A 14,588-nucleotide genomic window follows, 5' to 3' on the forward strand; every position below is an offset into this window, starting at 1 on the left:
TGTTGAAGTGGGGGGGAATTGAGACGCGCGTATTATAGGGATCAGGCCGACGGCGGACAAACGTTTTTCTTGTTTTGCCAAGTGTGACTCGGTCCACACTCTCTGGTATAAAGGTGCCTCTTTTTTGACAAATGCCGATTTTTTCAACAAGGGTACTCACCTACTTGCGCTGCATTTTTCGACTGTTTATCGGGCTGATGTTGCTGCTGACCCTGGTCGGTTGCGACTTCTACACCCCCTCCAGCCAGCTGGAGCAGATCCGCCAGCGGGGCGAGATCCGGGTTGGCACCATCTACGGCCCCACCTCTTATTACCAGCGTGACGACACCGCCCAGGGGTTCGATTACGAGCTGGCGAAAAGCTATGCCGACTGGCTGGGGGTCAAGCTGACCATAGTGCCTGTCTACTCCACCGCCGAGCTGGTGGACCTGCTCAAGAAGGGCAAGCTCGATCTGGCCGCGGCCGCCATCGTCATCACCCCGGAGCGGCGCCAGCTGTTTCGCTTCGGCCCCGGCTTCTACCAGGTCTCGCCCAAGCTGGTCTATCGCAACGGCTCCCCCAAGCCCAGGGACATCGGCGATCTCAAGGGCAACATAGTGGTGCCTGCCGGCTCCACCGGGGAGGATCTGCTCAAGGAGCTGGCCAAGCAGCACCCCAACCTCAAGTGGAGCACCAACCGGGACGCCGACGTGGAGGAGCTGCTCAAGCAGGTGGCCGACGGCAAGATTGACTACACGGTAGTGCAGGATACCGTGCTGGCCCGTACCCAGCGCTACTACCCCGAACTCACCGAGGGGATGACGCTGGCCAAGAACCAGACCGTGGCCTGGGCCATGACCAAGCTGCCGGACGACAGCCTCTACGCCAGCATCATCGACTTCTTCGGCCAGCGCTTCATGGATGGCGCCATCGCCAAGCTCGACGAGAAGTACTTCGGCCACGTGCAGAATTTCGACTTCGTCGACACCCGCACCTTCCTGCAGCGGGCCAAGAGCCTGCTGCCCAAGTACCAGGATCTGTTCAAGACCCACGCCAAGCTGGTGGACTGGCGCCTGCTGGCCGCTATCAGCTATCAGGAGTCCCACTGGGATCCGGAGGCCCGCTCCTACACAGGGGTGCGTGGCATGATGATGCTGACCGAACCCACCGCCAAGGCGATGGGGGTCAACAACCGGCTGCACCCGGAGGAGAGCATCAAGGGGGGCGCCCGTTATCTCGAGCAGATGATGGCGAAGGTGCCCGCCTCGGTGCCCGATGACGAGAAGGTGTGGTTTGCCCTCACCGCCTACAACATCGGCTACGGCCACATGATGGATGCCCGCCGTCTGACCAAGGAGCTCGGCAAGAATCCGGACGCCTGGAGCGACGTGAAAGAAGTTTTGCCGCTGCTGCAGCAGTCGCGCTGGCATCGCAAGGTGCGCTACGGCTATGCCCGCGGCGGCGAGGCGCGCAACTACGTCAACAACGTGCGCCAGTACTACCAGAGCCTGCTTTGGCTCGACAACGAGCAGCAGAAGGCCCATCGCCGCGAAGAGCTGGATGAGGATGACAGCAGCGAGCCGACCAGTGCCGAACGTCCCACCGTCATTGCCGAGGTGGTCAAGCAGATCACCCTGCGCTGATCCCTGTTGACAGGTTTGTTTTTCGGGTGGTTTCTCTGTTACCATCCGACCATACCGGAGCCTATCCGAATCTGTTTTTATCGCGCCATTTCATCCACTTGCACTCGGATGACAGCACTTTCAGATAGGCTCTCATCATCACCCAAGGCCGGGATGGCCACCCCATGGGAGGAGACCAAGATGCGAGCTCGCAGAAGAACGACACTGGTCAAGAAAACAAGGTGCGGCTGGAGCCCCAGACGCAAGCTCAAGCTCAACGAGATCAAACGCAAGATATGGCGCCGAAACCGCTCCTTCACCTTGCTGATAGCAGAGCACACAGCATAAACCCGGCATTCGCCGGGTTTTTTATTGCCTTAATTTTCCGTCAGCGGGCTCACCTCGAAGAGCACTGCCCGCTTCGACACCAGGCTGTTGCAGTGGTTGCAGAAGTAATCCACCGCACCGCAGGCCTTGAGCCGCTCCAGCTCCTGCCGGCAGGTCGGGCAGAGCGCCCGGATCTGGTAACGGGCCTGGCATTGACCACAGGTGGTCTCGCGGCTGCGGCTGTCCAGCTCGCCCCGGCAGGCAGGGCAGACAAGTTGACTCATGGTTGGCTCCTTGCAAAGTGAATGTGCACTGGGCGGCCCCACTGCACATTCCCCTCCCCTTCAAGACCACTAGAAAAACGGCTGCCGGTGAGGGCAGCCGCTGGGCCTTATTTCTTGGCTTTGGCCTTGAGCAGGCGCTTGCGCTGGCGCTCCTGGCTCAGGGTCAGGGTGTTCTTCTTGCCCTCGAACGGGTTGACCGACTCCTGGAACTCGACTCGAACCGGCGTCCCCATGATCTTCAACGACTTGCGGAAGTAGTTGATGAGGTAGCGCTTGTAGGAGTCCGGCAGGTCGTTGAGCTGGTTGCCGTGGATCACGATGCGCGGCGGGTTGTAGCCACCGGCGTGGGCGTACTTCAGCTTGACCCGGCGACCGTTCACCATGGGCGGCTGGTGGTCTTCCTGGGCCATCTGCATGATGCGGGTCAGCATGGCGGTGCTGGTACGGCGGGTGGCGGACTGGTAGGCCTCCTGGATGGATTCGAACAGGTGGCCGACGCCGCTGCCGTGCAGGGCGGAGATGAAGTGCACGCGGGCGAAGTCGATGAAGCCCAGACGGCGATCGAGCTCGTTCTTGACGTCCTCTTTCACCTTCTGATCCAGACCGTCCCACTTGTTCACCACCAGCACCACGGAGCGGCCGGTGTTGAGCACGAAACCGAGGATGCTGAGATCCTGATCGGTGATGGTCTCCTGGGCGTCGATCACCAGCAGGCAGACGTTGGCATCTTCAATCGCCTTGAGGGTCTTGATGACGGAGAACTTCTCCACCGTCTCGTGCACCTTGCCGCGACGACGCACGCCGGCGGTGTCGATGATGACGTACTTCTGCTCGTCGCGTTCCATCGGGATGTAGACGGAGTCGCGGGTGGTGCCCGGCATGTCATAGACGATGACCCGATCTTCACCCAGCATGCGGTTGGTCAGGGTCGACTTGCCGACGTTGGGACGACCGACGATGGCGAACTTGATGGGCAGGTCGGCGAACGGCGTCTCCTTGGTGTCTTCCTTGGTGTCGAGTTCACCGGCCGCCACCATGCGCAGCAGGGCCTCTTCGTCGAAGTCTTCCTCTTCTTCATCCAGCTCGGCTTCTTCGCCGGCGGCTTCGACCAGAGTCTCCAGATGGGGGGCCAGCGCCAGCTCAAGCAGGCTCAATACGCCGCGACCGTGGGCGGCCGCCATCTGGTAGACCTCGCCCAGGGCCAGACCGTAGAACTCGGAGACGGCAGAGTCGCCGTCGATGCCGTCGGTCTTGTTGGCCACCAGAAACACCTTCTTGTGGGTCTTGCGCAGGTGCTCGGCGATGGCCTGATCCGCCGCGGTCAGACCGGCGCGGGCATCCACCATGAACAGCACCACATCGGCCTCTTCGATGGCCAGCAGGGACTGCTCGGCCATCTTCAGCTCGATCCCCTCTTCGGTGCCGTCGATACCACCGGTATCCACCACGATAAATTCCAGCTCGCCCAGCTTCGCCTGGCCATATTTGCGGTCCCGGGTCAGACCGGGGAAGTCGGCCACCAGGGCGTCCCGGGTACGGGTCAGGCGGTTAAACAGGGTGGATTTCCCCACGTTGGGGCGGCCCACCAGGGCTACTACAGGAGTCATAAAAGCCTCATTCTCAAGACGACAAAGGCTCCGGGTCCGAAGACCAGGAGCCGGATATTCACATTATCGGGCGATCAGGGACGCTTGACAGCGTACAGCTTGCCGCCACGGCTCTGCACATACAGGGTGTCCCCGTCCACCAGGGGGGCGGCGTACAGACCACTGCTGTCGAGCTGCTGCATGGCCTTGATGGACCCGTCGGTCCGATCCAGCCAATACAGGTAACCTTCCACATCGCCGACCACCACATAGTCACCCATGATGACGGGGGCGGTCACGGTGCGGTTTTCCAGCTGGGTGTTGGACCACAGCTCGAGACCGTTGCGACGGTCGACCGCAAACAGATGGCTGCGGCTGTCGGTCAGCACGATGGCATTGCCGGTCACCGCCATGTCGCGGTAGCCGGAATACTTGCGCTTCCACACTTCGTCACCGCTCATCAGCTTGCGCGCCATCAACTGGCCATTATACGCGATGGCATAGAGCTCATCGCCGGCGATGAGCGGCGTGGCATCCACGTCCACCATGCGGTCGAGCTCGGTGGCGCCGCGCGGGTCGGCCACCTTGGACTGGCGCACCGGCTGGCCGTTGCTCAGCAGGGCGATGCCCACCTTGCCATCGGCGCGGCCGTACAGCACGGCACCGTTGGTGATGATGGGGGCACCGGCGCTGCGCAGGGTCAGCGGCGGCTGCTCTTCCGCCAGGGTCCACTGCAGCTTGCCCTCGTCGGTATCGAGCGCCACCAGGCGACCCGAGGTGGTCAGTACCACCACCCGGCCATCCTCGACGGCGGGGCTCGCCACCACTTCACCCGGTACCGTGGTCTGCCACAGCACTTCCCCGTTCTCTTCGTTCAGGGCGTAGACCACCCCGTTCTCGGAGCCCAGGAACAGCTTGCCGTAGCGGGAAACCAGACCACCGGAGAGGCGGGCGCTGCGCTTGTCGGCGTTGATTGGCAGATCCGCCAGATCGACGCTCCACAGCTCCTTGCCGCTTTCGCGGTCAAAGGCGGTGACGTCACCGTCGCGGGCCGCCGCATAGATGCGCTCCTCTTCCACCACCGGCTTGAGCTGGGAGTAGAAGTCACCGATGCCGTCACCCACCGAGGAGGACCAGGCGGTATCGGCGGTGAACGCGGACTCGACCTTGGGCAGCGGAGCCATGGGGTTGAGATCCTCTTCCGAACTGAACAGGGAGCAACCCTGCAGGGCGAAGGAGACCGCAGCCCCCAACGCCACCATCTTGAACAGATTACGCATCCGGAGCCTCACCCGTGGTCACCGCTGGCAACGCCAGATCGTCCATCTTCAGCTTAAGCTCGGCGCTGCTCTGCAGACCGCCGGCATCGGCCGCCGCCTGATAGGCATCGCGAGCCTCTTCGCTCTTGCCCTGCTTTTGCAGGATGTCGCCGCGCACTTCGGCCACCTGGGCCTTGAAGGCGTCGTTGTTGATCTTGCCAAGCTGGGCCAGCGCTTCATCGGCCTTGCCCTGATCGTTCAGCACCCGGACCAGACGCAGGGCGGCGATGGGACGAATGCTCTCGTCACCACTGGTAGCCACCTGGGTCAGCTGCTCGACCGCCAGATCCAGCTTGTCCGCCTTGACCGCGGCCGCCGCCAGTTGCAGCGCCGCCAGCTCGGCGTAGGAGTCGCCCTTGTGGGCGCTGATGAAGCTTTGTGCCTGCTCGAAGCCGGCCGCGTCACCCTTGGCCAGCTGGGCGCTCATCTCGTTGTAAGCCTGGGAGGCGGCTTCCTGGGTGGTCTGCTGATGCTCGTTGTAGTAGCGCCAGCCAAAGAGTCCAACCAGACCGATAACAGTTCCTGCGATCACCGAGGTTCCGTTCTCTTTCCACCAGTTCTTGATGACCTCAACCTGTTGTTCTTCGGTGGTATAAACTTCCACAGCTTACTCTCCTTTCGCTGCCAGCAGGGCAATGGCGGCGTCGACCGTGACGGTCTGTTGCTCGGCCTGGCCACGCAGATATTTGATGGTGATCTCCCCGTTTTGCACCTCGGTCTCGCCAAGGATCAGGGCAATGGCCGCGCCGCTCTTGTCGGCACGCTTGAGTTGTTTCTTGAAGTTGCCGCCGCCGCAGTGGCTCATCAGGCGCAAATCAGGCAGGGCATCACGCAGCCGCTCGGCCAGCTGGAAACCAGCCTGTTCAGTACCCTCACCCACCATGCAGAGATAGACATCCACCGCCGGGCGGATATCGGCATTGAGTTCGAGGGTTTCCAGCATCAGCACCAGACGCTCCATGCCCATGGCAAAGCCCACCGCCGGGGTCGGCTGACCGCCCAGCTGCTCCACCAGGCCATCGTAGCGGCCACCGGCACAGACGGTGCCCTGGGCACCCAGGCTGTTGGTGACCCACTCGAACACGGTGAGGTTGTAGTAGTCAAGGCCGCGCACCAGACGCTCGTTCACCTCGTACTTGATGCCGGCAGACTCGAGCAGGCGCTTGAGCCCCTCGAAGTGGGCCAGGCTCTCTTCGCCCAGGTGATCGAACAGACGCGGCGCGCCCACCAGGATGGCTTGTACCTTCTCGTCCTTGGAGTCGAGCACTCGCAGCGGGTTGCTGTACATGCGGCGCTGGCTCTCTTCGTCCAGCTCGCTCTTGTACTGCTCCAGGTAGGCGACCAGCGCATCGCGATAGGCGGCACGCTCGGCACTCTGACCGAGGGTGTTGAGCTGCAGGGTCACGTGTTCGCTGATGCCGAACAGACGCCACAGGCGGTGAGTCAGCATGATGAGCTCGGCATCGATGTCCGGCCCGTTGATGCCAAACAGCTCGACCCCGAACTGGTGGAACTGGCGATAACGGCCCTTCTGGGGACGCTCGTGACGGAACATGGGGCCCATGTACCACATCCGGCGTTCCTGGTTGTAAAGCAGACCGTGCTCGATACCGGCACGCACGCAGCTGGCGGTCCCTTCCGGACGCAGGCTCAGGCTGTCGCCGTTGCGGTCTTCAAAGGTGTACATCTCTTTTTCGACCACGTCGGTCACTTCACCGATGGCGCGCTTGAACAGATGGGTCTGCTCGACAATCGGCATGCGCACTTCGCTGTAGCCATAGCTGGCCACGACCTGGCGCAGGATCTGTTCTACTTTCTGCCATACCGGGCTCTGCTCCGGCAGGCAATCATTCATACCGCGAATAGCTTGGATCTGTTTTGCCACGTTGATACTCGAGAAAAAGAGGTAAAATTTGGCCGCATTATAGGGATTTTCGACCCCGAGGTAAAATCAGGGTGTTCCAATGCGGGATGTAAAATCAGCAACCTAAAGACAGGGCCACCCTGAGTGGCCCTTGATTGCTCAACCCTCGTCCACCTGGATCTGGTTGGCCGGATCCAGCATGGCGGCCCGGGCGCGAATGCGGCGCTCCAGGGTCGGAATGAGGTCCTTGTTGTCGAGCCGGTCGACCCGCTGGCCCCCTTCATAGAAGGCGCTCTTGTTGGCCGCGCCGGCGAGGCCAAGATCGGAGACCAGCGCCTCCCCCGGACCATTCACCACGCAGCCGATGATGGAGACATCCATCGGGGTGATGATGTCTTCGAGCCGCTCTTCCAGCGCATTGACGGTGCCGATGACGTCGAACTCCTGGCGGGAGCAGGAGGGACAGGCGATGAAGTTGATGCCGCGGGAACGGATGCGCAGGGACTTGAGGATGTCGAAGCCCACCTTGATCTCTTCCACCGGATCGGCCGCCAGCGAGATGCGCAGGGTGTCGCCGATGCCTTCGCTCAGCAGCATGCCAAGACCGATGGCAGACTTCACCGCGCCGGCGCGAAAACCGCCCGCTTCTGTGATGCCCAGATGCAGTGGCTGCTCGATCTGCTTGGCCAGCAGGCGATAGGCGCCGACCGCCAGGAAGACGTCGGAAGCCTTGACGCTCACCTTGAAGTTGTCGAAGTTCAGGCGATCCAGATAATCCACATGGCGCATGGCCGACTCGAGCAGCGCCTCGGGGGTGGGCTCGCCATATTTTTCCTGGATGTCCCGCTCCAGCGAGCCGCCGTTGACGCCGATGCGGATCGGGATGTTGTAGTGGCGGGCACAGTCCACCACGGCGCGCACCCGCTCCTCGTTGCCGATGTTGCCCGGGTTGATGCGCAGGCAATCGGCGCCGTATTCGGCCACTTTGAGGGCGATGCGGTAGTCGAAGTGGATGTCGGCCACGATGGGGATGCGGGTCTGCTGCTTGATGAGCTTGAACGCTTCCGCCGCCTCCATGGTGGGGACGGAGACCCGGACGATGTCGGCGCCGACCCGCTCGATCCGCTGGATCTGCTCGACGGTGGCGGCCACGTCCGTGGTCTTGGTGTTGGTCATGGTCTGTACCGTGATGGGGGCATCGCCCCCGACCGGTACGTTGCCGACCATGATCTGCCTGGATTTACGACGAATGATGGGAGATTCGTGAGCGGACATGGCGGACAGATTACTCCTGCGGCAGTGAGAGGCGAGCAGTCCGGCCGTTGTTGTAACGGCTCATGTCGATGGACTTGCCCTTGTATTCGATATTGATGGCCATGGGCGCACCAATGATGAATTTGAGCGGCTCGGGTCCTTCCAGTACCAGTTCGTCATTGGCCTTCTTGAGGCCGCTGAACAGGGTCTTGCCATTGGCATCCTTGACGTCCAGCCAGCAGTCGGCGGTGAAGCTCATCTTGAGCTGGGGCACCTTGGCAGGCTCGCTCGCGGCGGTGTCGTCAGCCGGTTGCGTGGCGGCAGCGGCAGAGGTCTCGGCAGTGGTGGTCGCCACGGCGCTGCTGGCATCCGCCGGCAGAGTGGTCACGGCGGCATCGCTCACCACGGGGGTTACGGCAGCATCTGCGGCGGCGGAAACGGCAGGAGCCAGTACCGGCTCGGCAACATCGACGGCCGGGGTAGCGCTCGGAGTATTGGTGTTGCGGGCTGCGCCCATTTCGGTCGCGGCCAGGGCCTCGTCACCGGCGGAGCGACGCGCCGTGCTCTGCCACCACCAGACGACGGAGAGGGCGATCAGCACCAGGATCACCAGCCAGGTCACCACCTTGAGGCGACTGTCATTGACCTGCTGGCGGGAGCGGCGGGAGAAGCTCTGCATGTCGATGTTGTCGGGCGGCGTCAGGCCCAGCCTGTCATAAGCGGCGAGGATGGTCTCTTCCGGAATACCGACCAGCTTGGCATAGGTACGCAGATAGCCGCGGATGAAGGTATGGGAAGTATGTTTGTCATACGTATCCGATTCAATCGCGGCAATCAGGGTCAGACGAAGGTGAATGCGGGACGCAACCTGTTCTCGCGTCCAGCCGAGCTGTTCACGGGCGTTGCGCAGCAGCTGGCCTGGGCCAACTGCCTGGGAGTCGTCTTGGAAATCGTGTGGCTGTTCAGTAGTCATTGGCTAAGTAACGCTTGGCTTGTTGCGAAGTGGGATATTGCCTTACCAGCTCAGTCCCGAATTGGTGAAGTAGTGCCGGTTTGTCCATGGCCTGCGCCAGCCGCAATCTCAACCAGAGACTGTTCTCGTTCTCGTCCGATACATCGGCAAAACGGGCGAGATAGGCCTGCACATCAGGCAGCTTGCCATCTTTCATGGAAAGCTCTGCCATGTCCAGCAATAACCTTGGATTGCGGGGATTATACCCCAAGGCCAAGCGATAGTACTCGCTTGCTTTATCATTTCTGCGATTTTGCGCGGCGCAAAGTGCCGCGTTTTCATAGGTATCGGCGATCTTGATGTAGTTCGGCTGGCTGACGGCCTGCAGGAAGGCTTTCTCCGCCTCGTCGAAACGACCGCGATTGCAAAGGAAGGCGCCATAGTTGTTCATCGCGTCAGCATTGGACGGATCCACGGCAAGGGCTTTCTGGTAACTGGCTTCGGCCGCCTTGTAATCCTGCACCTGCTGGTAGAAGTAGGCAAAACCGATGTAAACCTGAGGATTGGCGGCGTCGTACTGGAGGGCGCGATCAAGGTTGAACTTGGCCTGCTCGGCGTTGCCCTGCTGCAGATACTGGATGCCCAAATCCAGACGGGTCTGGGCTGCCGCCTTGAGGTCGGGACCGACCTCACGCTGGGTGGAATTCTGGCCAGCGTAAGTGGTCTCGGTAACACAGCCTGGCAGCGCACAGAGCGCTGCCACTACGATCAATGTACGTGTATCCATTCCCTGACTATACAATGGCTTAGCAAGTTAAACCATTTTGACGGAAATCCCATCCTGTTGCATCCGATTTTTCATGGTGCGCTTGGTGCGATCGATCACCTCCCCCACCAGCTGGCCGCAGGCGGCATCGATGTCGTCACCACGGGTCTTGCGGACGATGACGGTGAAGCCGTACTCCATCAGCACCTTGGAGAAACGGTCGATGCGGCTGTTGCTCGGCTTGCCGTAGGGGTTGCCCGGGAAGGGGTTGAACGGGATCAGGTTGATCTTGCTCGGAGTGTCCTTGAGCACCTTGGCCAGCTCATGGGCATGCTGCATGTCGTCATTGATGTGATCGAGCAGCACATACTCCACCGTGACCCGGCCGCCGTTGGCGTTGGACTTGCCGAGGTAGCGACGCACACCGGCCAGGAAGGCTTCGATGTTGTACTTGTCGTTGATCGGCATGATCTCGGAGCGCAGCTTGTCGTTGGGAGCGTGCAGGGAGATGGCCAGCGCCACGTCGATCTGGTCGCCCAGCATGTCCAGTGCCGGCACCACGCCGGAGGTGGAGATGGTGACCCGGCGCTTGGAGATGCCGTAGCCGTAGTCATCCATCATCAGGCGCATGGCCGGCACCACGTTGGCGAGGTTGAGCAGCGGCTCGCCCATGCCCATCATCACCACGTTGGTGATGGGACGCTTGCCGCCGACGATCTTGGCGGCGCGCCACACCTGACCGATGATCTCGGAGACTTTCAGGTTGCGGTTGAAGCCCTGCTGGGCAGTGGAGCAGAACTTGCACTCCAGGGCGCAGCCCACCTGGGAGGAGACACACAGGGTCGCCCGATCGTCCTCGGGGATGTAGACGGTCTCCACCTCCTGGCCGCCAACCTGCAGCGCCCACTTGATGGTACCGTCGGAGGAGCGCTGTTCGCGGCTCACTTCCGGCGCCCGGATCTCGGCGATCTCCTTGAGACGCTCGCGCAGCACCTTGTTGACGTTGTTCATCTGATCGAAATCATCACAACCAAAGTGATAAATCCACTTCATTACCTGATCTGCCCGGAACGGCTTCTCGCCCAGTTCGACGAAGAAGGCACGCATGGCATCCCGATCGAGATCCAGCAGGTTGGTTTTTGTTTCGCTCATCAAGGGCCTCAGCTCACACACTTCATAAATTATCGGCTGACCTACGTCAGGGGGCGGCATTGTACAAATTATGGGTCCGGCTTTCCACCTGGAGAATAAGGGGATATTGACCGAATGACCAAAAAACAAAAGGGAGCCGAGGCTCCCTTGAGATTCTGCTGACGAAAATCAACCGCGCGGGCAGATCTCGGCGTCAGAGAAGAAGTAGGCGATTTCACGAGCGGCAGAGGCCGGCGCATCGGAGCCGTGCACGGCGTTGCGATCGATGCTCTCGGCGTAGCAGGCGCGCAGGGTGCCGGCCAGGGCCTCTTTCGGGTTGGTGGCGCCCATGATTTCACGGTGACGACGGATGGCTTCTTCGCCTTCCAGCACCTGGATCATGACGGGGCCGGAGGTCATGAAGCTGACCAGACCGTCATAGAAAGGCTTGCCCTGGTGCTCGGCGTAGAAACCGGCGGCTTGTTCGCTGCTCATGTGCAGCATCTTGGCGGCGATGACTTTCAGGCCAGCGCTCTCGAAACGGTTGTAGATGGCACCGATCAGGTTCTTGCTGACGGCGTCCGGCTTGATGATGGAGAAGGTACGTTCGATGGCCATTGAGATCTTTCCTTAACTACAGAGATTTATTGTTAGAATCCATGTTCGGCGGCGATTATACGTAAACAAAAACCGAAATAACACACAGAAAAGCAACTTTTTATTAAACAATTCCATCCCTAAAACAACATCACCACTCATCTTGGCCCAGGCCGGCAGGAAAAAATGTGCGCTTGCACACGATCACCATGCTAACCCCCTGAAACATTGGCTATTGCCCATCTTCTGCAATATGGGAAAGGGCACCCTCAGGTGCCCTTGATGTGGTTCTCTCAGCGGGTTTCCGCCAGCAGGGTGTGGGCGATGGTGCGCATCCCCAGGGTATTGGCCCCCGGAGCCCACAGATTGTCGCCGTTGTCGCTGAAGCAGGCAGCAAGATCCACGTGCAACCAGCCTCGCCCTTCGTTGCCCACGAAGCGGGAGAGGAAACCTGCCGCATTGGAGGCGCCGCCCGGGCCACCGCCCGGCACGGGGCGGCTGTTGGCAGTGTCAGCATAGTGGGACGGACACTGCTGACTGTGCCAGGGCTCCAGCGGCAGCGGCCAGGCGGGCTCCTGCTCCGCATCCGCATAGGCCATGGCGCGGCTCACCAGCCCCTTGTCGAGGCCAAACAGGGCGTTGTAGCGTCCACCCAGCGCCATCACCGCCGCCCCGGTCAGGGTGGCGGCGTCGATGACCAGCGGCGCGCCGGATTCGCCGGCCAGTTGCAGGCCGTCGGCCAGCACCAGGCGCCCCTCGGCGTCGGTGTTGACTATCTCCACCGTGGTGCCGTTCTTGTAGGTGAGGATGTCACCCAGCTTGTAGGCGTGACCCGAGACCAGGTTCTCGGCGCAGCAGAGGATGAGCTTCACCCGCTTGTCGAGGCCGCGCAGGATGGCCAGCGCCAGCGCGCCGGTGACGATGGCGGCGCCCCCCATGTCGTGCTTCATGGTCAGCATGCCCTGGGAGGTCTTCATGGAGTAGCCGCCGGAGTCAAAGGTGATCCCCTTGCCCACCAGGGCCGCGGCCACCGGGGCCTTGGGATCCCGGCCTGGATTGAAGCCCAGCTCCAGCATCACGGGCTCGCGCTCGCTGCCACGACCGACCTGGTAGAGACCGACCCAGCCCGCCTGTTGCAGCGCCTCCCCTTTGAGGATGCGATGGCTGATCTTGTCGGGGGCCAGCTCGGTGAGGAAGGCGGCAGCTTCGACCGCCAGCTCCAGCGGTCCCAGCTGCTCGGGAGTGGCATTGGTCATCTCTCGCACCCAGCGCCCGCACAGCCAGCGCGCTTCCAGCTCCTCCCTGTCCTCCTCGGACGAGGTAGCCCACTGCAGCGCCACCTCCGCCTTGGGTGTCTGCAGCCCCTGGGCAAAGGCCCATTGCTGCTCGCGCTCCCAGTGACCGGCCAGCACCACCTTCTGGATCCCCTGGCTGCACAGGCGCCGCGCCGCCTGCTGGATGTCCAGCAAGGGGGTGGCGGTCACCAGATGGATCACCATGCCATCGGCGCGGTGAGAGAGCAGCGCCCCCTCCCCCCACTCGGCCGGCGCAAACTCTCGGCTCAACCAGACGTTCATGCGCCCACCTCCTGCAACCAGCGAGCAATCGTGCGCAGACCGTGGCCCTTGGCCCCGGTCGCCCACAGATCGTTGCCCGATTTTTGATAGGAGGCGGCCAAGTCCAGGTGTACCCAGCCCTTGCCTTCGTCACGCACGAAGCGCGACAGGAAGGCGGCTGCCGTGGTGGCGCCAGCGGTGCCTTCGGCAGAGGCCACGTTGCCCAGCTCGGCAAAGGCAGAGGTGAGCTGGCCCGCGTGCCAGGGCTCCAGCGGCAGCGCCCAGGCCTGCTCGTTTTCGGCTTTGGCGGCCGCCAGCGCGCGCGCCTGCTCGGCCTCATCGAGGGCGAACACGGCGTTGTAGTCGCGACCCAGCGCAGTCTTGGCGGCGCCGGTCAGGGTAGCGGCGTCGAGGATATAGGCTGCCCCGCTTTCGCTGGCGGCCAGCAGGCCATCGGCCAGCACCAGACGGCCTTCCGCGTCGGTGTTCTGGATCTCGACCGAGATGCCGTTGCGATAGGTGAGGATGTCGCCGAGCTTGAAGGCGTGGCCGGAGACCAGGTTCTCGGCGCAGCAGAGGATCAGCTTGACCCGTTTGTCGAGGCCACGGCTGATGGCCAGCGCCAGCGCGCCGGTCACCATGGCGGCGCCACCCATGTCGGATTTCATCGGCAGCATGTTGTCGGAGGACTTCATGGAGTAGCCACCGGAATCGAAGGTGATCCCCTTGCCCACCAGCGCTGCCAGCACGGGAGCGTTGGCATCCCCGGTCGGGTTGTAGTCGAGCTCGAGCAGCACCGGCTCGCGCTCGCTGCCACGGCCCACCGACCAGATCCCGATGTGACCGGCCTCCTGCAGCGCCTCCCCGGCGGTAATGCGGGCAGTCACCTTGTCACCGGCGAGGCTGCGAATGAGCAACAGGGCGGACTCCGCCAGGCTCATGGGATAGATCTCCTGCGGGCAGCCGTTGGTCACCTCGCGCACCCAGCGAGCCGCTTTGAGCAGGGCTTCCAGCTCACGGGCCTCCTGTGCTGACTGCTCACCAAAGTCGAGCTCGCGCCCCCCCTTAGCGGCATAGAAGCCCTGGGCGAAGGCGTAGCGACGCTCCCGATCCCAGCCCTCACCCACCAGCTTGACGCGCTTGATGCCGCTCGACTCGAGGCGTCTGGCCCCACGCTGGATGGCGCGCAGCGCCTCCTTCTCCTGGTCGCCGCTGCCCAGATGGAGATGGGCTTCGTCGCCGTTGAAACTGAGCAGGGCACCCTCGCCCCAGTGGGCGGCAGCAGCCTGGGAAGACAACCGTACGTTCATCATGTCAGCCATGTTCTCTTGCTTCCTTTTTATTGGCACTT

At 62.1% G+C, this 14,588-nt stretch carries 14 protein-coding genes; 1 reads left to right on the plus strand and 13 read right to left on the minus strand.

Annotated elements, in window-relative coordinates; all coding sequences use genetic code 11:
• Positions 1-131 precede the first annotated feature (131 nt).
• A complete protein-coding gene (gene mltF, locus ACB031_RS09165) occupies positions 132-1,622 on the plus strand; it encodes a membrane-bound lytic murein transglycosylase MltF (RefSeq protein WP_065018560.1) in 1,491 nt (496 codons plus the stop codon).
• A gap of 77 nt (positions 1,623-1,699) precedes the next feature.
• On the opposite strand, the gene ACB031_RS09170 is transcribed toward mltF, so the two are convergent.
• From ACB031_RS09170 to pepB (ACB031_RS09230), 13 genes are all read right to left on the minus strand, one after another.
• A complete protein-coding gene (locus ACB031_RS09170) occupies positions 1,700-1,888 on the minus strand; it encodes a hypothetical protein (protein WP_371139671.1) in 189 nt (62 codons plus the stop codon).
• A 90-nt stretch (positions 1,889-1,978) separates the two neighbouring features.
• The gene (locus ACB031_RS09175; protein ID WP_371139425.1) at positions 1,979-2,212 is read right to left on the minus strand and encodes a zinc ribbon domain-containing protein; all 234 of its coding nucleotides are present in this window, start codon (positions 2,210-2,212) and stop codon (positions 1,979-1,981) included.
• Between the two features lie 107 nt (positions 2,213-2,319).
• The gene (der, locus tag ACB031_RS09180) at positions 2,320-3,819 is read right to left on the minus strand and encodes a ribosome biogenesis GTPase Der (RefSeq protein ID WP_005299803.1); all 1,500 of its coding nucleotides are present in this window, start codon (positions 3,817-3,819) and stop codon (positions 2,320-2,322) included.
• Between the two features lie 74 nt (positions 3,820-3,893).
• Positions 3,894-5,078: an outer membrane protein assembly factor BamB gene (gene bamB / locus ACB031_RS09185; protein ID WP_010634288.1), complete on the minus strand. Its 1,185-nt coding sequence runs from the start codon at positions 5,076-5,078 to the stop codon at positions 3,894-3,896.
• The gene (locus ACB031_RS09190; RefSeq protein ID WP_371139426.1) at positions 5,071-5,721 is read right to left on the minus strand and encodes a YfgM family protein; all 651 of its coding nucleotides are present in this window, start codon (positions 5,719-5,721) and stop codon (positions 5,071-5,073) included. Before ACB031_RS09190 ends, bamB begins: the two co-directional genes overlap by 8 nt.
• A 3-nt stretch (positions 5,722-5,724) precedes the next feature.
• Positions 5,725-7,002 carry a histidine--tRNA ligase gene (hisS, locus tag ACB031_RS09195; RefSeq protein WP_017765907.1) on the minus strand — a complete coding sequence of 426 codons (1,278 nt, stop codon included), beginning with the start codon at positions 7,000-7,002 and terminating at the stop codon, positions 5,725-5,727.
• A 138-nt stretch (positions 7,003-7,140) separates the two neighbouring features.
• On the minus strand, positions 7,141-8,256 hold the full coding sequence (ispG, locus tag ACB031_RS09200; protein WP_010634291.1) for a flavodoxin-dependent (E)-4-hydroxy-3-methylbut-2-enyl-diphosphate synthase: 1,116 nt from the start codon (positions 8,254-8,256) through the stop codon (positions 7,141-7,143).
• A 10-nt stretch (positions 8,257-8,266) separates the two neighbouring features.
• Entirely contained in the window at positions 8,267-9,208 is a 942-nt protein-coding gene (locus ACB031_RS09205) for a RodZ domain-containing protein (protein WP_371139427.1), read from the minus strand.
• On the minus strand, positions 9,198-9,989 hold the full coding sequence (tapF, locus tag ACB031_RS09210; RefSeq protein ID WP_017765910.1) for a PilW family type IVa pilus biogenesis/stability lipoprotein TapF: 792 nt from the start codon (positions 9,987-9,989) through the stop codon (positions 9,198-9,200). The genes ACB031_RS09205 and tapF overlap by 11 nt, the downstream gene beginning before the upstream one ends.
• A 12-nt stretch (positions 9,990-10,001) precedes the next feature.
• On the minus strand, positions 10,002-11,105 hold the full coding sequence (locus ACB031_RS09215; protein WP_005299790.1) for a bifunctional tRNA (adenosine(37)-C2)-methyltransferase TrmG/ribosomal RNA large subunit methyltransferase RlmN: 1,104 nt from the start codon (positions 11,103-11,105) through the stop codon (positions 10,002-10,004).
• A 168-nt stretch (positions 11,106-11,273) separates the two neighbouring features.
• Complete coding sequence (gene ndk, locus ACB031_RS09220; RefSeq protein ID WP_005299787.1) at positions 11,274-11,702, minus strand: nucleoside-diphosphate kinase; 429 nt, start codon at positions 11,700-11,702, stop codon at positions 11,274-11,276.
• A 272-nt stretch (positions 11,703-11,974) separates the two neighbouring features.
• Complete coding sequence (pepB, locus tag ACB031_RS09225) at positions 11,975-13,258, minus strand: aminopeptidase PepB (RefSeq protein ID WP_371139428.1); 1,284 nt, start codon at positions 13,256-13,258, stop codon at positions 11,975-11,977.
• Entirely contained in the window at positions 13,255-14,559 is a 1,305-nt protein-coding gene (gene pepB / locus ACB031_RS09230; RefSeq protein ID WP_371139429.1) for an aminopeptidase PepB, read from the minus strand. The genes pepB (ACB031_RS09225) and pepB (ACB031_RS09230) overlap by 4 nt, the downstream gene beginning before the upstream one ends.
• Positions 14,560-14,588: the final 29 nt, after the last annotated feature.

Source organism: Aeromonas sp. S8(2024), from assembly GCF_041403085.1.
GTDB classification, from domain to species: domain Bacteria; phylum Pseudomonadota; class Gammaproteobacteria; order Enterobacterales; family Aeromonadaceae; genus Aeromonas; species Aeromonas dhakensis.

What these genes read in the sequence shown, in the direction of transcription:
- mltF (WP_065018560.1), top strand. Translation starts at nt 132, where the DNA reads ATGCCGATTTTTTCAACAAGGGTACTCACCTACTTGCGCTGCATTTTT.
- ACB031_RS09175 (WP_371139425.1), bottom strand. Translation starts at nt 2,212, where the DNA reads ATGAGTCAACTTGTCTGCCCTGCCTGCCGGGGCGAGCTGGACAGCCGC.
- der (WP_005299803.1), bottom strand. Translation starts at nt 3,819, where the DNA reads ATGACTCCTGTAGTAGCCCTGGTGGGCCGCCCCAACGTGGGGAAATCC.
- bamB (WP_010634288.1), bottom strand. Translation starts at nt 5,078, where the DNA reads ATGCGTAATCTGTTCAAGATGGTGGCGTTGGGGGCTGCGGTCTCCTTC.
- ispG (WP_010634291.1), bottom strand. Translation starts at nt 8,256, where the DNA reads ATGTCCGCTCACGAATCTCCCATCATTCGTCGTAAATCCAGGCAGATC.
- ACB031_RS09205 (WP_371139427.1), bottom strand. Translation starts at nt 9,208, where the DNA reads ATGACTACTGAACAGCCACACGATTTCCAAGACGACTCCCAGGCAGTT.
- ACB031_RS09215 (WP_005299790.1), bottom strand. Translation starts at nt 11,105, where the DNA reads ATGAGCGAAACAAAAACCAACCTGCTGGATCTCGATCGGGATGCCATG.
- ndk (WP_005299787.1), bottom strand. Translation starts at nt 11,702, where the DNA reads ATGGCCATCGAACGTACCTTCTCCATCATCAAGCCGGACGCCGTCAGC.
- pepB (WP_371139428.1), bottom strand. Translation starts at nt 13,258, where the DNA reads ATGAACGTCTGGTTGAGCCGAGAGTTTGCGCCGGCCGAGTGGGGGGAG.
- pepB (WP_371139429.1), bottom strand. Translation starts at nt 14,559, where the DNA reads ATGGCTGACATGATGAACGTACGGTTGTCTTCCCAGGCTGCTGCCGCC.